The 18,749-nt window shown below is 43.0% G+C and carries 16 protein-coding genes; 7 read left to right on the top strand and 9 right to left on the bottom strand.

Features of this window, described 5'->3' with window-relative positions:
- Nucleotides 1-115 precede the first annotated feature (115 nt).
- Nucleotides 116-733 carry a GNAT family N-acetyltransferase gene (locus IRJ18_RS11745; RefSeq protein WP_194106392.1) on the top strand — a complete coding sequence of 206 codons (618 nt, stop codon included), beginning with the start codon at nucleotides 116-118 and terminating at the stop codon, nucleotides 731-733.
- Between the two features lie 6 nt (nucleotides 734-739).
- Here the strand turns inward: IRJ18_RS11745 and IRJ18_RS11740 are convergent, their stop codons facing one another.
- On the bottom strand, nucleotides 740-1,579 hold the full coding sequence (locus IRJ18_RS11740) for a sulfurtransferase (protein WP_194106391.1): 840 nt from the start codon (nucleotides 1,577-1,579) through the stop codon (nucleotides 740-742).
- An 82-nt stretch (nucleotides 1,580-1,661) separates the two neighbouring features.
- The gene (locus tag IRJ18_RS11735) at nucleotides 1,662-2,192 is read right to left on the bottom strand and encodes a hypothetical protein (protein ID WP_194106390.1); all 531 of its coding nucleotides are present in this window, start codon (nucleotides 2,190-2,192) and stop codon (nucleotides 1,662-1,664) included.
- Nucleotides 2,193-2,349: 157 nt separating this feature from the next.
- Here IRJ18_RS11735 and IRJ18_RS11730 point away from each other — a divergent pair, with 157 nt between their 5' ends.
- Together IRJ18_RS11730 and IRJ18_RS11725 are read left to right on the top strand one after the other, a co-directional pair.
- On the top strand, nucleotides 2,350-2,835 hold the full coding sequence (locus IRJ18_RS11730; RefSeq protein WP_194106389.1) for a DUF4126 family protein: 486 nt from the start codon (nucleotides 2,350-2,352) through the stop codon (nucleotides 2,833-2,835).
- A 100-nt stretch (nucleotides 2,836-2,935) separates the two neighbouring features.
- Complete coding sequence (locus IRJ18_RS11725; RefSeq protein WP_194106388.1) at nucleotides 2,936-3,553, top strand: TetR/AcrR family transcriptional regulator; 618 nt, start codon at nucleotides 2,936-2,938, stop codon at nucleotides 3,551-3,553.
- A 204-nt stretch (nucleotides 3,554-3,757) separates the two neighbouring features.
- On the opposite strand, the gene IRJ18_RS11720 is transcribed toward IRJ18_RS11725, so the two are convergent.
- From IRJ18_RS11720 to IRJ18_RS11695, 6 genes are all read right to left on the bottom strand, one after another.
- Entirely contained in the window at nucleotides 3,758-4,171 is a 414-nt protein-coding gene (locus IRJ18_RS11720; protein ID WP_194106387.1) for an OsmC family protein, read from the bottom strand.
- Nucleotides 4,172-4,192: 21 nt separating this feature from the next.
- A complete protein-coding gene (locus IRJ18_RS11715) occupies nucleotides 4,193-4,603 on the bottom strand; it encodes a hypothetical protein (RefSeq protein WP_194106386.1) in 411 nt (136 codons plus the stop codon).
- Nucleotides 4,604-4,650: 47 nt separating this feature from the next.
- Complete coding sequence (locus IRJ18_RS11710) at nucleotides 4,651-5,682, bottom strand: PorP/SprF family type IX secretion system membrane protein (RefSeq protein WP_194106385.1); 1,032 nt, start codon at nucleotides 5,680-5,682, stop codon at nucleotides 4,651-4,653.
- A gap of 9 nt (nucleotides 5,683-5,691) precedes the next feature.
- Nucleotides 5,692-11,790 (bottom strand): PKD domain-containing protein, encoded by a 6,099-nt coding sequence (locus tag IRJ18_RS11705; protein WP_194106384.1) that lies wholly within the window; start codon nucleotides 11,788-11,790, stop codon nucleotides 5,692-5,694.
- 213 nt (nucleotides 11,791-12,003) lie between these two features.
- Nucleotides 12,004-14,049: a S9 family peptidase gene (locus IRJ18_RS11700; protein WP_194106383.1), complete on the bottom strand. Its 2,046-nt coding sequence runs from the start codon at nucleotides 14,047-14,049 to the stop codon at nucleotides 12,004-12,006.
- A gap of 6 nt (nucleotides 14,050-14,055) precedes the next feature.
- On the bottom strand, nucleotides 14,056-15,294 hold the full coding sequence (locus IRJ18_RS11695) for a nucleoside recognition domain-containing protein (protein ID WP_194106382.1): 1,239 nt from the start codon (nucleotides 15,292-15,294) through the stop codon (nucleotides 14,056-14,058).
- A 112-nt stretch (nucleotides 15,295-15,406) separates the two neighbouring features.
- Between IRJ18_RS11695 and IRJ18_RS11690 the strand changes: the two genes are divergently transcribed.
- Together IRJ18_RS11690 and IRJ18_RS11685 are read left to right on the top strand one after the other, a co-directional pair.
- Nucleotides 15,407-15,835 carry a DinB family protein gene (locus IRJ18_RS11690; RefSeq protein WP_194106381.1) on the top strand — a complete coding sequence of 143 codons (429 nt, stop codon included), beginning with the start codon at nucleotides 15,407-15,409 and terminating at the stop codon, nucleotides 15,833-15,835.
- The gene (locus IRJ18_RS11685; RefSeq protein WP_194106380.1) at nucleotides 15,832-16,245 is read left to right on the top strand and encodes a DUF3052 family protein; all 414 of its coding nucleotides are present in this window, start codon (nucleotides 15,832-15,834) and stop codon (nucleotides 16,243-16,245) included. The genes IRJ18_RS11690 and IRJ18_RS11685 overlap by 4 nt, the downstream gene beginning before the upstream one ends.
- On the opposite strand, the gene IRJ18_RS11680 is transcribed toward IRJ18_RS11685, so the two are convergent.
- Complete coding sequence (locus IRJ18_RS11680; protein WP_194106379.1) at nucleotides 16,242-16,718, bottom strand: hypothetical protein; 477 nt, start codon at nucleotides 16,716-16,718, stop codon at nucleotides 16,242-16,244. The two genes, IRJ18_RS11685 and IRJ18_RS11680, sit on opposite strands and share 4 nt — an antisense overlap.
- A 98-nt stretch (nucleotides 16,719-16,816) precedes the next feature.
- On the opposite strand from IRJ18_RS11680, the gene IRJ18_RS11675 reads away from it, so the two are divergent.
- Together IRJ18_RS11675 and IRJ18_RS11670 are read left to right on the top strand one after the other, a co-directional pair.
- Nucleotides 16,817-17,242 carry an OsmC family protein gene (locus IRJ18_RS11675; RefSeq protein WP_194106378.1) on the top strand — a complete coding sequence of 142 codons (426 nt, stop codon included), beginning with the start codon at nucleotides 16,817-16,819 and terminating at the stop codon, nucleotides 17,240-17,242.
- 110 nt (nucleotides 17,243-17,352) lie between these two features.
- Nucleotides 17,353-18,456 (top strand): hypothetical protein, encoded by a 1,104-nt coding sequence (locus tag IRJ18_RS11670; protein WP_194106377.1) that lies wholly within the window; start codon nucleotides 17,353-17,355, stop codon nucleotides 18,454-18,456.
- Nucleotides 18,457-18,749 lie beyond the last annotated feature (293 nt).

The raw sequence follows: 18,749 nt of genomic DNA, 5'->3' as shown, positions 1-18,749 counted from the left end.
GGTAAATATAGTTAAAGCAGGATACCAGTAATTGCAATAGACACATTTGATACATTAGCAGGGTATATTTGTAACTTTAGATTGGTTTTAACCTATACTGCCAATTATAACCAAAGTGAAAGCTATTGTTAAAAATACTGCAGCCGCATTTATGCGCCTTATTTTTTCGTTGAACAGGTCGTCTAAACGCGAGAACATGCGGCTGCTTAACGTGCATGGCTACATGCCTGATGATTTTGTGATAAGGGCTGCTGTTGAAAGCGATATACCGGCTTTGGCGGCCCTGCATGTACAGGTATGGAATGAAACTTATTGGATGGTAAGATACAAACCCACGCTTGAAACCCGCTTATGGCAATGGCGCGATCAATTTAAAGAAGCCCAGATAGATTGGTTTTGTTATGTGGTAGTGAACCCTGAAAAGGAATTGGTTGGGTTTGCCAAAGGACAAAAATATGCGCACAATGACTTCCCCGATTATACAGGCGAACTAAACAAACTATATCTATTAAGCCAATATCAGTGTTTAGGACTTGGGCGCAGACTGGTTCGCCAGGTAGCAAACCGGTTTTTAGATATGGGTATCACTTCCATGGTATTTTTTGGCGATAATAAAAACCCTTCGTGCCATTTTCACGAAATAATGGGTGGTAAGCGCCTTTACACAAAAAACGGAGAATTTAATGGCGGCTACGGCTGGAATGACCTGAACATTATAAATGAACTGCTTTAAGCAATCTTAAACAATATCTGTAGCTATCGGCAAATCGCGCCTTGACCATTCGCTCCACGAACCTACATATAACCTCGGTTCAGTAATTCCTGCACTGGCCATGCCAAGCAACGTATGGCAGGCCGTAACTCCTGAACCACAATGCACAATTACATTTTCCGGTTTTACATTTCCTATTGCCGATCTATACATTTCTGCAAGTTTTTCAGGCGCAAGGTATTTCCCATTTTCGTCCATGTTTTTAGCATAGAACAGGTTTTCTGCCCCAGGGATGTGACCCGCTATCAGATCGAGCGGCTCGGTAAGGCCCAGGTACCGTGCGTTTTCGCGTACATCAATCACCACCTTATCGTCACTCTTGGCCGCTTCGCCCACTTCGTCAATATCGGCAGTGCCGTTGTAACCGGCAGGGGTAGGGTATGGTGCTGCGGCAGCTTTAGGCTGATAATCATCAGTGCTTAGTACAATCCCCGCGTCGGTAGCAGCTTTTAGGCCGCCATTTAATACCTGTACATTTTTATGGCCGATAGCCTTTAACATCCACCATAAACGTGCGCCCCCCATAGCGGCAGCTTTATCATCGTATATCACTATATGGCTATCGGGGGTAATTCCCCACTTAGTTAAAGTGCCGGTAAAATCCTTTACAGCCGGTAAGGGATGCCGCCCCCCAAAAGCGGGATCTTCAGGATGTGCAGCAAGGTCATCATCAAGCGTTGCAAATATGGCGTTTGGTAAATGTCCGGCCAGGTAACGCTCATGCCCCCCTGCACCGGCACGTACATCAATAATAATAGTTTCAGGGTCAAAAACCTTCGGGTCGGTTATTTCAATTAATGGCGACATAGGATAGCTGTTTATATGTTCAAATATAAACCTAAAGGCATTAATATGATATCATATAATTGTGAAATAGCTTAACCGTAAATTACTTTTTTAGTATGCCTTTCAGTTTCAATTGCTTCACTACTTTGTGCAGCTTGGTTTCATGGTAACTATTGTCTAAAGCGTCATAAACAAAACCCGCGGCTAAAGCATATACGGCATGATGCACGCCATCAATGGCAATAGTTTGGACATCTTCTTCGGTAACCGGTGGCGCAGCTTTAAATTTCGGCAGCATAATCATTGATGTTCCCCATACTGCAGCAAAATGTACGGCTGCTGCGGGGAGGCCTCTTAATCCCGTTAAACCTACAATGCCACGGGCTATACCCCAGGCGGTGCCATAAGCCCAATGTATTTCCTGCGATACCTTTTCTTTGGCCGCGGCGTTTGACGGTTTTATAGCTGTAACCTCTTTGGCTACTTTTACCGGCGCTTCACTGGGTTTTCGCTTGGTGATTTTCATCTCTATCATTTGAGAAAGCGTAATAGCGGCTGTGCCGGCAATACCAGCTAATAACCCTTTCCCTATGGCGTTGCCCAACTGACCAAGGGCATTTTCCTGTGTTTTCATATACCGTGATGTTGCTGTATAAACAATTCCCGTAGCTGCCTTTTTGTTTTAATTGATCAGTGATAACGTTAAGATTAAATAAGCCGGCTAAAACAACAGCCTGCAGATGCTGGTTATTATTATGAGATTTGAGCAGGGATTTAATAGATACATCGCTTTGAAAATTGTTATCACTAAACCGCATTGGCAGGTTATTACATTAGGTATATTGGCAGGTATGCGCTCTATGTCCGCCCCGGCTATTACCAGCAAAATGCTGAGCCATCACCATTCTAAACGATTGGAAAGATCGTCATTGAATTTTATGCAATCGGCAAAAACGGCTAATATTTTAAGTGTGATGGCATTAGGGGAATTTGTAGGCGATAAAATGCCGTCCGCGCCCGACCGTATTGCCTTACCCGCAATCATATCCAGAAGTATTAGTGGCGCAATTGCGGGGGCCAGCATTTATAAGGCTTCCAGGGGGAATTTATATGCCGGGGCTATTTTAGGAAGTGTTACAGCGGTAGCTGCTACATTTGGTAGTTTTTATTTGCGTAAAACAATGGTAAAGCATGCTAATTTAATAGACCCCATTATAGGAAGCATTGAAGATGCTATTGTTTTAGGTACTGGTTTAGGGCTTGCCGAAACTGTATAAATAACAGTTAAAATGTAACATCAAAGTCACTTCTGAGCTGAAAACAGCCATTGTATAGAAAATTTGATAAATTTGTTTAAAAAGTCAGGAATCTATACAAATGAGTTCAGGGAACGACCACCAGGATATAAAAAAGGAAAAGATATTAGAGGCATCCTATCAACGCTTTTTGCATTATGGTTATTCAAAAACAACCATGAATGAAATAGCCGGCGATCTTTCCATGTCGAAAGCTCTGTTGTATTATTACTTTCCAGATAAAAGTCAGCTATACGTTGCCGTAATGCAAAAACTGGCTCAGGGTTTTATCGATATGTTATCTGAAAGGGTAGCGCAATCCACCGATTTGCTGAGCGCCTTTAAGGCCCAGATAGATACCCATCATGAATTTATGGTTAGCAACTATAATTTCTTCGACTTTTTCAGGCTCAACGAACAAAACCTGCCCGGTACTATATGGGAGATCATAGCGCATATTCATCAAACTGAAATTGATCAGCTGACAGTTGCTTTATTGAAGGATGTAGAAAAGGGTGAGATAAAACCTATTGATGATGCCGCGGCAATGATTGACCTAATACTTGACGCTTTACATGGTGTAAGAGTGCGTTCCATGTCGCATAAAAAAACCGGCTTCCCACTAAAAGAACATCTGGAAGAAATATATCATAAGCGCCTGTTATTGATAGAGATTTTTGTAAAAGGCCTGTCTAAATAAACCCCTGTGGCCTATACTGATAATTGATGTGTCATTGCTTCGTCAAAAGCTATGCAAGCATAGTATAAGCCTGGAATAATTAGTAATTTTGATCAGAATAATTAATTAGTGGAAAACTGAATAATTGTTTTAAAATACTTCTAAAGTAGAGGTGATTGTTTTAGAGTGATTGAGGCGGGCCGGATTTATATCCGGTCCGTTTTTTTATGCCTTAACAAGATTGGTCGCTATCACAATTTCGCCAACCAGCATTTTGTGAACGGGGCAAACATCGGCAATATAGGTAAGGCGTTTAATCTGCTCGTCGTTAAGCTGGCCTTTAACTTTAATATCGGTTTTAATCAGGATGCCTGTTTCGGTTTGGTGTAATGAAAGATCGAGGGTAATATCATCAACCACCCACATTTTGCGCTTAATATACATTTGCAAAGTTATTGCAGTACAGCTGCTTAAACTGGCTAAAAGCAGCTCGTTAGGCGACATGCCGGTATCGCCACCTTCTAAATCTTCCGGCTCATCAGCAATAACGGTATGTTTACCGCTGGTAACAATAGTTTGATACTGAGTATGTGTGATAATTGCCCGGACTGTGGCCAGGGCTTCGGGATTGTCTGACATAGGGAGGGAAGGTATGGAATATTATTGTTCTTCGCTAATATTCAGCAACGACCAGTTTTTGATCTCGTCCTGCTTTCCGCCTTTGTATTCCATTAATACTTTGAAATTGGTTTGCCTTTTATCGCCGGTATCGCTTGTAATTTCTGCAACCGAACGTATAACGTAGGTAGAATCGTTGCGCTTAGCCATTTGGAAACCAGAGCCGGGAAAATCTATATTACTTGAACGTACAGTTGATTTTACAAAGCCTTTAGCCACTTCATAGGCTTGTTCGCCGGTAGGTAAGCCACCACCGGTAATCCCTATATTGCCATTATATGCAAATTTAATAACGATGTAAATAAATGCGAGGCCAAGGATAACAATAGCCCATGCCGCTCTTTTGGCCGATTTCTTTTTGCCTTTTTTATTATCAATATAGTTTTTGGCCATTAGGGTCAATTTTTACGATAACAAATATGCTAAATAGAAATAATATTTCAATAGAAATCGTAACAACGGCGGGCGCCCTCAAACTTTCTGTAGGGATCGGCGCGGTTTGGAAGGGTTGTTTCGTAGCCTATGCTCCCTTCGGTTGTGCCGCTGGTATTGCCGTAAGTTAATTTTGATGCCGGAACATCGTGACTAAGCCCAAAACGCAGTTTTTCACCCCCTTCGCGGTTAATAAACAGATCGAAAATTAAAGTTAATACCACGGCGCTTGGCCCATCGCCGCCATTGCTGCGGTAGGATAAGCCGGCATTTACACTGCGGCGTTTATATTGAAGACCTGCGCTGATGGATTGAACATTCTGCTGTTTATAAACGACTACTGACGGGATAATATATGATTTTTCGTCATCATACAAATTATCATATTTATTCAGATCGAAAATATAACTGGCGTGCGCGGTAATACGCATAGGCAAGGCAGCCCTGTCACCGGTAAAAGATTCGTTTGGATGATTCATATGTTGAGCTGCACCGCCAAGCATAAAGTTACCCGCTACCAGGTTTATACCCAAACCAGAATCGAAATAAAATTTATTGTTATATGCCGGTAATTCGGCAGTACTAACCAGGCTTGGGTCAATACCTAACCGCGGGTCTATCTGATCGCTGAATACCAGTTTCCCGTAATCTAAACTGCGGTTGGTAACACCGGCCTGCAAACCGAACGACAGCACATAATCCTGCGAACCTACACTATAGGAATAGATCCCTGAAATATTGGTTTTATTAAGATAGGCCGTACCCTCGCTGCCGCGAGTGAAAATAAGGCCCACACCGCCGCCGAAACTCGGCATATTATAATCTATCGATCCGCTGACGTATGTAGGGCCGCCCGGCAGACTGCTCCATTGGTTACGGTAAATAAGGTTCATACGTAAATCGCCTTCAAACTGACCATTCAGCGCGGGGTTAAGATAAACCGGCGAATTAAAGAACTGGGAATACATATGATCCTGAGCTTGCAGGTGCAAGCTTGTTAGTATCATTATTATCCCTGTTAAAATTCTAAAACGCTTCATTAAATATAACTACCGTATTAATGTAAGTGTACCAGCTTTCCTGGGCGCCGAACCATGGTACGACATGCCTACCCAATCGGTACCATTTATAAAATGCGCCGATATTTGCCAGGCGTACACTCCCTGGGGCGAATCTACCCCTTTAAATTTACCATCCCAAAACTCTACAGGTTCGCCTTTACTATTTAGTTTTGATGTTTCGAATATCATCTGCCCCCAGTTGTTAAATATTCGCAGGGTATAACTTTCCAACCCTGAACCTTTTACCATAAATACCCGCAATTCTGGCGTTAAGCTGGTAGGCATAAAAGCATTTGGCACATATAACTGTCCCGGCACGCCGGTGACCTGTACAAGCCGTGTCACACTATCCATGCAACCAAAAGCCGTTCTGGTCACTAGTTTTACGCTGTATTTCCCGGTATCGGCATAGGTATGAGATGGGTTTTGCTGCGAAGATGTTACACCATCGCCAAAATTCCAGGTCCAGCCTACGGGGGCGTTTTTAGTTTTATCAATAAAATGCAGGGTATAAACCGGTATGCTTACTACCAATCCCGGTGTAGCCGTAAACTCTGTTTCGGGCGGTGGGTGCACAATCACATAGCCTGTTTTAACAACCGTGTTTGTACAACCGTTACTATTTACCGCGGTGAGTGTAACCGTGTAAGGCGAATTTTTATAATCGTATGTATGGGTGGGAGAAAAATCATTTGATTTGGTACCATCGCCGAAATCCCAGGTATATATCATTGCTGCCGCAGGCGATGCCGGCGTACCTGCCGTAGTGTTAGTGAAAGTAACGGTTTGTGACGAACATGAGGTATTATTGGCATCCGACGTAAAAGCTGGCGCAGGTACAGGATACACCACAACTTTTATTTTTGCTGATTCGGAAAACGCCGCGCAGTTACTGAATACACCTACACTAACATAATAGGTACCGGGTGTATCAAAGTTATAATTGATATCGCCAGTAGCCGGTATGCTTTTTAGCGGCGCGAAATTGCTATCATAAACGTTATATACATAACTGGTGCCACCTGTTGAAAGGTTATGGAAATTTGCCAAAAATGGCGCGCAGCCAGCTGGCTGACCCGCGCTATTCAACGGTGTTATAGTTAACGCGGGGTGGATACCTGTAGGGGCAATAATTACCGGGAATGCGCCCGTTGAACTTGGCGTACCACATAGGTTAGTAGCCTCAAGCGCCACATGGTATACTTTAATATCTACATCGGCATTTACCGGGTTGAATACCGCGTCGCTTTTATCTGTTTTAATGATAGTTTGCACCAGGTTATCGTTCTCATCCCGCAGGGTAAATTTATAACTGCTGTTGGTACCCAACGATAAGTTTTTTACCCTGATGGCATAAGGAGAACATCCCGTGGCGGGGACATCAAGCGCGGCCAGGGGCTTATTGGGGTATACAGTGATGGTGGTATTGATAGCCGAGGCGGTACAGCCCTGCGCGGTAAGCGTTATCTTATAAGCTTTATCATTCCCAAACGGATCGGGCGCAAAAACGTGATCAGGTGGGGTAAAACCAATATAATCAGCCGAACCATCGCCGAACGACCACACATACGTAGCGTTTGTTGGGGTGGAAGTATTGGTGAATTTTATTGTCAGTTTGTTCGTCGCTGCATCCGCGCAACCGCTGTTAGGGCTAACGGTGAAGCTTACCTTTGGCGTGGTAAAATCCAACGAATAGCTGGCATCGGCACAACCAAGCGCACTGCTTACTACCAATTTTATGGTAACTGTAGAACCCTCGGTTGGGATATTATAACCCGGGAATGATAAACCGGTACCAATTGGTGTGCCATTAGCAAACCATGAATAGGTTGAAGCGTTGGGGTCGGCAGTGGTAGCTATATTTGCGCTGGTAATATTAAACGGCGCGCAGCCTATCTGGTTTGTGGCTGTAAACTTAGCAGTTACATTGGCATTGGTAGTGATAGCATAAGTGTTACTTGTGTTGCCAAATGTGCCGCTGCACAGGGCTGTACTTACTAATCTGCGGAAAATAACCTTACCAGTAGCAAGTATTGGTGGTTGGTAATCTTTCCCGGTAGCGCCATTAATGTCTTTAAACGTAACCCCATTATCAATACTTTGCTGCCATTGGTAAAAGAAAACCCCGGTTCCGTCACCCCCTGTAGGAGTACTGCCTGTAATACTACCAGGAGTAACGTTACCGCAGACACTGGGAGTGGTACCTGCTATTGTATTGTTTGTAACAGGCGGTTGGGTAGTCACAGTAACTTCGTTGCTTAACACGGAACATAATTTCCCCGCCGAGTATACTGTCCGCCTGAATAATGATGTTTGATTCACTTTAACGTTCGCATCCGGTCCGGTTTCTCCAATTATAATAGTCCAGGTTGCGCCGTTATCAACACTTTGTTCCCAACTGTAACTATAAGGCGATACGCCGCCTGAAGCAGAAGCATTACTTAACAAAACATTCGATCCGGGACATACCGTGGCATTGCTTGTGGTAATTGTATTTACAAGCGTGGGCTGATCGGTTATTGTTACATCGTCGGTATTTGGGCCGCAGGCGGACGCATTATCCAGTGTCCATGTAAATACGTAGGTTTGGCCTCCAGCTAATCCGCTTGCAACAGCATTTGGACTGGTATCATTATCAAACGTTACAGCTGTTTGGGCAGTTTTCAACGTCCATTTACCTGTTGTGCCGGCAGGGGGTGTGTTGCCGTGTAAAGTAGTGGTAGGTGCATTACACAAAGTTTGGTCGACACCCGCATCAGCTGGCACCGGGGGGACTGTTACAGTGACATCCACCTGCGAGGAATTGGCCGTAGTGCAATTGCCATTCAATACCACAGCCCTGTAGCTTGTGCTTTGCGATAAATTATTAAAAACGTAGGTAGTATTGGTATTAGCACCGGCTATAGTTGTCCAGGTTGATCCCCCATTTACTGATTGTTCCCAGCGAATAACATTGCCAACCTGACCTGTTAAATTGATAGTGCCACCACTACCTTTACAAATAGTCAATTTATCGGTGCCGTTGGTAAATAATGCTGTACCACCAACAGAAGGCGGGTCAACTGTTACAGTAATATCCTGGCTGGTAGTTGTACAAGCCGGATCGTAATTAATAAACCATCTGAACTTATATACTTCTCCAACAATTAATCCTGTAACTGTTGAGTTTGATTGATGGGGGTTTGTAATTACAATGCCGGATTGCCCTGTAAGTAGTGCCCAGGTGCCGGTGCCAACTGTAGGGACATTCCCTTTGAAAGTATAAGTGCTGGTAGCACCCTGACTACAGATCGCATCAACCGGAGCAGGGCTAGGGTCGGATATATTGGCGTCCGCGACAGTTGGGTTGGGTTGAATGATAACTTTGGCCGCAACTGGTGTACCAGTACATCCTCCTGTTCCAATAGGTGTAATATTGTAAGTTACAGTTACGGGGAGTGTTGTATTATTTGCCAATGTTTGAACAATTGGCCCGGCAACCGCTGTGTTTTGTGCTGTAGCACCGGTACCGGCTGGAGCCGAAACCGTCCATGTGAATTTAGTGCCGGCTGGCGTAGCTGATAGTGCTATATTAGTTGCTGACCCACTGCAAATTGTAGCATCGGCTATGGCGGTTAGTACAGGAGTAGGAGGAACGGTAACAACGTAATCAAATGGTGCGCTTACACATGTATTTGTAGTGGGTGTAATGGTGTATTTAATCACAGCATCAGTATTGGCATCGGTATTAACTATTGCATCGGTAATCTTATTACCTGAGCCGTTGGCTGTAAAACCTGTTGCCGACCCTGAGCTAAGGGTTGCGGTCCACGTGTATGTTGCTGTGGGCGAGTTGGTAGAGGTAATGGTGTAATTTTGCGCGACTCCTGAGCACGAAGTACCCGTAGCCGCTGATGTCCGTACATCTGGCGGGGTTATGGTGATAGTGACTAACGAACTAACAACATCGCACGGTGCACCCAGGCTGGTATTGACAGTTAATTTGAATTGAATTGCTCCACCGTGCAAAATGTCGTTAGGCCCTAAATTATAAGTGGGTGTCAATGTATTGGCATTAGTTAAGGAGCCATCACCTCCGCTAACTTTAGTCCATGTTGTTGATGTTACACTCGCCGTATTTCCTGTAACTGTTCCTGTTAATTGGTAGGTGGGTGCTACGCAGATGGTAGCAGGCGGACCCGCATTAGGTGATGGAGCATCTTGAATAGTTATTTGTTGCGATTTGGTTACCGTGCCGCAATTATTTTGATGCGTTACCGAAACTGTATAAGTGCCATAATTCGTAAAGCTGATTTGCGGGTACTGGCTGTTAAGTGTTGTACCGTTAGTAAAAGTATAAGCACCACCGGTAACTGTCCACGTGTATGTAGTAGGCTGTGCTACAGTGGTACCACTAAATGTAGTTTGTGTTTTTCCCGCAGCAGTACTAAAATTTAATATTTGAGGGCCGCAGTAAAAGGCATTTGGTGACAGCGAAGCCGCAGGGGTTGTATTTACAACGATTTGCTGTTGCGGGGCGGTTTTTACAGCGCCGCAGGCATCGGTTATAGCCAGGTCTATTTTATAAATGCCAGGTGTGCTGAATACAAATTGTGGATTTAAACTTGCCGAACTTGTTCCACCCGCATAGCTAACTGTGCCACCGGTTACCGTCCATTTAATAGTATTGGCAAAACAACTATTATCTAAAACAAAGGTATTCACTGGTGTTACAGGACTGGTTGCGCATACTGCTGCCGGAACCGTGAACGACGGTGTAGGGCTGTCCTGCACGCAAATATCCTGTTCAAGATAAACAGCGCCGCATTCCGACGTTCCGGCTTGTAACTCTAAACGCACATGGTGTACGCCCGCGGTTGTAAATGTTGTGGTAAACTGATCGGCTAAGGTGGCGTTGATTTTAGCAGGTACGCCATCAACCAGCCAGGTATATCTTGCCCGGGCGTTGTTGCAATTACCATTGGTGGGATCTTGTCCGGGGTAAGACTGGTTAATAAAAGTTGCCGGGGTATTGGTACAGGCCACAAGCTGTCCGTTTTGCAATGGACCCGTAAATTTATTGTAGGCTGGCAAAGTAATTTTGGCGTAGCTGGTAACCCGTGTGCCTACTGCGCCGCAATAAGGATTTACAGGCTGCACATTTATCTCATAAATATTATTGCCTACGTTGGTAATATTACCGCAAGATGCCGTAGTGTAGGTATGGCTAATAATACCTCCTGATTTTACCAGGTCGCAGTAGGTGTAGCTATTTGAATTGTTATCGCCCCACGTTACCGAATAAACATCACCCGGGAAATTATTAACCAAATCAGAAAGTGTGATTTTGTAAGTTAACGTTGCGCCCCCTCCTCCGCCGTTGGGTAAGCATGCAGAGTTGCTACCCGTAGATGTAATACTATTGCTGGCAGTATTATTAATTAAGGTATACGCTTTCGAGCCGTAATTCGTACCATCGGTAGCTTTTACAAAAATGGTATAATTGGATTGGCTGACATTAAATGTCCCGCTAAGCGAATTATTTGTGGCTTCAGTAGTTTGGGATAATTCGTTAAAAAATGCAACAGTACCGCTATTAGGCCCTGTGGTGTGTAAATAATTAAAAGTAAAATTACCAGTGGTATTACATACACCAAAGGCACCACCACCCGCGGCTTGACCATCGATTCCAGGGTTGATGGCCGCACCTGTAGTAATAGTGAAAGACGCTGAAGGTATAATTGTAGCCGATGGATTGGAAGTAGCTACCACCTTTACCTTATAGCCGGTGCCCGCCGGAGTTGCTGCCGGTATAGCGGCATTAATATAGGTAATATAGAAACTATTGGAAACAGTAGCTATAGGCGTAGCGGCCGGCGCAAAATTCCCCAACGCGTCAGATAAATAAAGTTGGTAAGTATTGGTAGTGGTTACACAGTTACCCGCGGTATTGTCTATATATACGGGTACCGCTATGCTTGAGCCACGCGAATAGGGTATTGTTGCATCAAAGTTGTTGGTTACCGCAATTGTTTGCGCAAAAGCAGGTACGGCAATAAAGCTGAAAAAGAGGAGTACAAGAAGGGAAAATCGAGCGTAAAACTTCATCAAATCAGCAGCCTTTTCTATTTCAAATCATCCGGTTATTTGGGGCTGTGAAGATACTAAAATTACCTAATAATTAACAGCCTGTATGCTTTTGGTATACAGGTTATTATACGTGCTTTTTAAGCAAAAGGTTTGTTCGGCAGGGAAATATAAAGATAAACCTAAATTGGTCAAAACTATGTAGGCGATATTCGCATCGCTTACATGGTTTGATTATAACGTCTCTTTCAGCCAGTCAAAAAATTCGCGCTGCCATACCAGGGCGTTCTGGGGTTTCAGCACCCAGTGGTTTTCTTCGGGCAGGTATAATAGTTTTGATTTGATGCCCCGCAGTTGTGCCGCCTGGAAGGCTTGCAGTCCCTGCTCAATAGGCACCCGGAAATCTTTACCGCCCTGTACCACCATTATCGGGGTATCCCATTTATCAACATAATTTGAGGGGTTAAATTTATCGTATGATCTTTTTGCGGTCTTATTATCTTTATTCCAATAGTTACCGCCAATATCTTTATTGGCAAACCAAAGTTCCTCGGTAGTGCCATACCAACTTTTCAGGTCGAACAATCCATCGTGCGCAATGAATGTTTTAAAGCGTTTGTTGTGCACCCCGGCCAGCATATATACCGAGTAGCCGCCGTAACTGGCGCCCACACAGCCCAGGCGGTTCTTGTCTACATAGCTTTCTTTACAAATATCATCAATAGCGGATAGATAGTCCTTTATCGGCTGTCCACCCCAATCGCCGCTGATCTCGCGGTTCCATTCCACGCCATGGCCTGGCATACCCCTGCGGTTAGGCGCGATAACAATATACCCCTGTGCCGCCATCAGCTGAAAATTCCAGCGGAAGGAATAGCCCTGCGATAAGGCCGATTGCGGCCCGCCCTGGCAAAACAGTAGGGTTGGGTATTTTTTAGCCGGGTCGAAATTTGGCGGATAAATTACCCAGGCCAGCATATCCTTGCCATCGGTTGTTTTAATGTGGCGTTCGTCTATCTTACTTAAGCGGGTGCGGTTATAAATTTCGTTGTTAATGGTGGTCATTTGGCGCATGCTCCCATCATATAAATTCACCGCATATATCTCGGCCGCATGGTTCATATCTGTGCGGTTTACTATTAGGGTATTAGCTGCTTGTGCAACTATGCTTGTAATATCCCACTGGCCACTGGTTACCTGCTTTATGGCAGTGGGCGAACCTAAGGTACCATGCAGGTCGATCTGGAACAATTGCTCGGTGCCGTTATGCACCGCCAGGAAAAACAACTTGCTACTATCGTTACTAAACAGGAATGAGTTTACTGACTCGTCCCATTTTTCGGTAAGATTAATTTTTTCCCCGGTTTTATTGTCACGCAGGATAATATCGTTCTTATCGGCTTCGTAACCATCTTCTTTCATGCTTAGCCAGGCCAGTTTACTGCCATCGCCGCTGAAGGCTGGGTTGGTATCATAACCCATCATGCCCTCGGTTAAATTAGTGGTTTTGCCTGATGCTATATCGTATTGATAGATATCGGTGTTGGTGCTTTGGGCGTATTCCTTGCCGGTTTTCTTTTTGCAAACGTATAGGATACTTTTCCCATCGTGACTAAAGATCATATCCTCTAACCCTCCACTTGGTTGCTGAGGCACATCATATGGTTCGCCGGGCATAATATCTTTCTCGTTGGTGATGCTGCCGCCATTAATATCGGCCACAAACACGTGCGAGCATTTGCCTGTATTCCATTTATCCCAGTGACGGTAGTTCAAATCGGTAAATACCATAGCGTTGCTTTTAGGCAGGTCACTATATTTGTCTTTACCTAATATTTTCGCGGCTGCTACCTCGCGGGTGAATATTACTTTTTTCCCATCAGGTGATAAACGAACATTGTCGATGTCATCCATGGCCTTATCGCTCAGCATGGTCAGGTTCTCCCCATCGATATTCATTTGCCATATGCGGCCCTCAAACATATAGGTAACCCGGCCGCCCACACCAATTTTGAGTATAGATTTACTGCCCGGCTCGTTTGTAATTTGCTGCATTGGCCCGCCAGCAACCGGAACTGTATAAAAATTAAGTTCCGATTTATTCTGGTTCATGTTATATTGCGTAACCCCAAATAAAATGCGTTTGCCATCGGGTGTTATGTTTTGGCTGCCCAGGCGACCAAGTTTCCACAAAGTTTCGGGCGTAAGGTTTTGCTTTACCTGGGCGTCGGCGTTTATCATTACAATTGTTGTAAGCAGTATTAAAATGCGTTTTTTCATGGTTTTTTATCCAAAAAATAAATAGGCAACTAATATGGCGGCAATAATCCCGGCAAAGTCGGCTATTAAGCCAGCCGGGATAGCATAACGTGATTTTTTGATCCCTACCGAACCGAAGTAAAGCGCCACAATATAAAAAGTAGTATCGGCCGAGCCGTTAAAAATACAACCTAAGCGCCCGGCAAAACTATCAGGGCCAAAAGTTTTCATGGTATCTATCATCATCGCTTTTGATCCTGAGCCACTCAGGGGCTTCATATAAGCCACCGGCATTGCATCAATAAAGCGGGTATCACTATGTAATTGTGTAAATACCCAACGCACGCCATCGTTAATGTAGCCCAGCGCGCCGCAGCTTCTAAATACACTAATTGCCACCAGCATGGCTACCAGGTAGGGGATTATTTTGACGGATGTTTCAAAACCACCTTTGGCGCCATCAATAAAGGCTTCAAACACGGCTACTTTTTTTACCATGGCGCCCACAATAAATGCTACGGGTATTGCAAATAGCATTACATTGCTGGCCACTTTAGAAAATTCGCCAATTTGCTGTTTTGTTAAGTATGCGGTAAAGTACCACACCAATAGGGTAATAAAAGTGGTCATGCCACCCAGCCAAAGCATAATAACCCGATCAAACAAATTGATCTTTTGTTTAATGGCGACTATAAGCATACCCACCACAGTAGCTACATAGGTAGCAATAATACAGGGGATAAAAACATCAGTAGGATCCGTAGCGTTTAAAATAGCCCGTTGCGCAATAATAGTTACCGGTAGCAATTGTAAACCCGATGTGTGCAACACCAGGAACATAATTTGTGCGTTGGATGCCGTTTCTTTATTAGGGTTCAATTCCTGCAAGCTGCCCATGGCTTTTAAGCCGAGTGGTGTCGCGGCATTATCTAACCCCAACAGGTTAGCAGAAAAGTTCATCATCATTTGTCCGGTAGCCGGGTGGTTTTTAGGGACTTCAGGAAACAGACGGTTAAAGAAAGGGCCGACAATGCGTGACAGGAAATTGATAGCGCCTGCTTTTTCACCAACATTCATTATCCCCAACCAGAAGGCCATAGCGCCGGTAAGCGGCAATGCAATATCCATTACCGATGATTTAGAAGAATCGAATATTCCTTCAACCATCGTTTTAAATATCTCGGTATCACCTAAAAACACCAATTTGACCAGGCCGAGTATAAAGGCAATAATGAAGAACGATATCCAGATATAGTTTAATGTCATAAGCGCTTTTAGAGGGTTTGAAGTTAACCTTTTTTAGAAAAAGATAAACATTTGAACATTAAATTTATGATAGGCTTATATTTATATCAATATTAATTATAAAACAGACATCATGATACCTGTACTTATCACTGTAGACGACTTCATGAAACGGATTAAAGATCAGCAGGTGAACTGGGAAGTAAAACCCGGACCGGACAAGTGGTCGGCTAAGGAAATTATGGGGCATTTATGCGATAGTGCCCAGATTAATTTACAACGATTTATACGCTGCACTTATGAAGAAGGGTTTAAGCTGGTCTATTTTCAAAATGAATGGGTGGAAGTACAAAAATACCAGCAGGCTGATACGAATGATATACTATTACTTTGGCAATTGCTGAACAGGCAAATACAGCGCGTGCTTGATAATTATCCTGTGGACAGATGGGAGATACAATGTGATAATAACCGGGATAGTGTAAGCTTGAATACAGTTGAGTTTTTAGCTAACGATTATGTGGCCCATATGCGTCACCATTTAAACCAGGTATGGAAATGAACCCTGCAGGATATTCGGGTACGCCATTAGCAAAAAAGCTGGGTATTAAGTCAGGTTTTAATATAGCGCTGGTTAATGCGCCAGCGGGATACTTAGATCTGTTTGATGAGTTGCCCGGCGATTTGACATTTGATGATCGGATAACTGGTGGGCACGATATGATACACCTGTTTGTTAAAGACCAGCAGGAGTACCTGGCCATATTGCCATTACTTAAAGGCCAGATAAAGCAAAATGGCATGGTATGGGTATCATGGCCCAAAAAAGCATCTAAGATCGCAACAGATATCACTGAAGATATCATCCGTAACGAAGCAATACAAAATGGCCTTGTCGACGTAAAAGTTTGCGCCGTTGATGAAATATGGTCGGGATTAAAGCTGGTAATCCGTTTAAAAGACCGGGTTTAATTTAAACTGGTTATGCTTCTGTTGGCTACTAAATGTATGTCGTAATCTTTGCGGATGGGGCTATAAGGCACCGTATCATTTATGGATATATAAATAGTACCCAAATCCTTTACCTCATATGTTTGTACATCTGCGAAGTTTCCGTTGGTGATCAAAAATTGCTCAACCGAATTATGTATCATATTAAACTGCGAGATATCATCGGTATCAATTTCCACGTAATTGCGTTTGCCATCTGCCCTTAATGAAATGGCCGACTTTGTGCCATCAGCCATACATGCCAGATATGTACGGTTTTTCGTTCTTTTATTTACCTTAACCAGTTTATAACCTTTTGCCGTTAAAAAGGTATCTGCTTTCCCCTGGTTGTTTTCTAATAAGTATTTAAGGTCTTCGTAGCTGATAATTTGTTTTTGCGCGTAGCTGATGAAGGAAACGCAAAAAAATGACATAAATAAAATTAATGTTTTCATACGTTTGCGAATTAGATGTATTAAAGTTACAGGGATTAAATGATTTAATCAATAGTAAAAAAAATTAAAATATTATATTTACAACAATAATTTTACACATGTCAGCTACCATCAATCTTTCGCGTGTTAACGATGATTTTGGCTTCGAAGCCACAGATCAGAATGGCCATACAGTTAAAATGGATACCAGCCCGGAAAGCGGCGGCAAAAACTATGGCGTGCGCCCTATGCAAATGTTATTAATGGGTTTGGGCGGATGTTCGGCCATTGATGTGATCAGTATACTAAAAAAACAACGACAGGATGTGCGTGATTATAAAATGGTGATCAATGGCGACCGTGAGGCAGGGGTTGAACCATCATTATGGAAAGATGTAGATATAGAGTTTCACTTATACGGTAATATTGATGAAGACAAAGCTAAGCGCGCTGTTGAACTATCTTTAAATAAATATTGCTCGGTATCGGCCACGCTACAAAAAGGTGGTGCAGATATTAAGTGGAAGGTATTTGTTCATCCATAGTAAAATAGTCAATAAACAAAAAAGGATCAGCCGGCAGGTTGATCCTTTTTTGTTTTAGGTTCAACTTTAACAATTTTTTGTATATTGGGTCTGCTTAAACCATACATCTCATGAAACCTATATTTATCTTTTTATTTTGTTTATTCAGTATTTATGCCTGTGCACAAACCGCGCCGCGCAGGGTTGGGTTTCGCATAATTGGTAAGGATAGTATAAACCTTGCTTTGAACGAAGATTACCAGATGATAGAAGACAGTTGTGCAACCATCATCCGCCATGCGCATTATGATAGCCGTAACCGCATCTATAAAGGAAGGTTTGTTGATGTAAGCAAAGCAAACCCCTCGTTAGTTTTATCCGAAGGTAATTATACTGATGCAGGGTTAAAAGACGGTGAATTTGTATCGCGATTCACTAACGGTAATTTGCAATCGAGGGGAAGTTATAAAAACAATAAATACGATGGTAAATGGGAGGTTTATTATGATAATGGTAAACCAAGGATCACTTTTGAAGCTAGTGAGGGCGATATTAAAATAATAGACGCCTGGAATGAAAAAGGCAATAAAATTATTGATAATGGTAAGGGTAATTACACCGTTAATTTAGGTAGCATAACATGGAATGGTAAATTAGATGGCGGAAAACCAGAAGGTACCTGGAAAGCTTACAAAACAGATGACGCCACCCAGACAACTATTGTAAAAGAGTCCTTCAAAAAAGGGGTGTTTCAAAAAGGTACTACTCCTATGTCTGATTATACGGATGCATCACGTATCATACTTATTAACCAGGATGTATTGCCTTATGTAAATACCGAAAAAATGCGGGTGTCCCCGGTTGCCTGTGGAGGCGTTAAGCAAAAACATATGGTAAATGCACAGTACCCATTGGGCTCTACCGCATTTGGTGAAGAAATAAGCGCGTTAGTGCGGCCATTTTTAGCTAAAATAAATATAAGCATGTATAATAATGTCGATTTAGTACTGGAGGGTACTGTAAGTGAGTCGGGAATTATAAACAGCTTGCGTAATACCTCAGAATTTAATGAAAATATAGCGCAGGAACTTATAAGCCAATTAAGAAGGTTGCCCGCTGTCCAGCCAGCAACCGCCGATGGAAAACCTATTAAGTCAAAAATTAAAATAACATTTACTTTTAACCTGGGTACTTACAGGTATTCGTGGCGGTTTTATCAGATAGTGCCTCAATAGGCATCAGATTGTAGTTTTTTTAGGACTAAAACATTTAAAATTCATTGCTTTCTTCATAGTAAATATGTAGGTAGTTATTTATCAGTATAACCTTTTGGTTATGATGTAACCTACTTGTTTAATGGCAATTAAAATTTTTTTCAATTTGTCCAAGCAGGTCTGTTATTGTCAACTATCAGTTAATAACGGCATTATCCCAGTACTGGCATTGATATTGAACCATGCGCAGTATGCTATTAAAGGCATATTATGATAACCTAAATACTGTTTACAGTATTAAAACTAATAAAACC

This window comes from Mucilaginibacter boryungensis (assembly GCF_015221995.1).
In the GTDB taxonomy this organism is placed as follows: domain Bacteria; phylum Bacteroidota; class Bacteroidia; order Sphingobacteriales; family Sphingobacteriaceae; genus Mucilaginibacter; species Mucilaginibacter boryungensis.
Note: the sequence above shows the minus strand (reverse complement) of the source record. Positions and strands in the feature narration are given on the sequence as shown.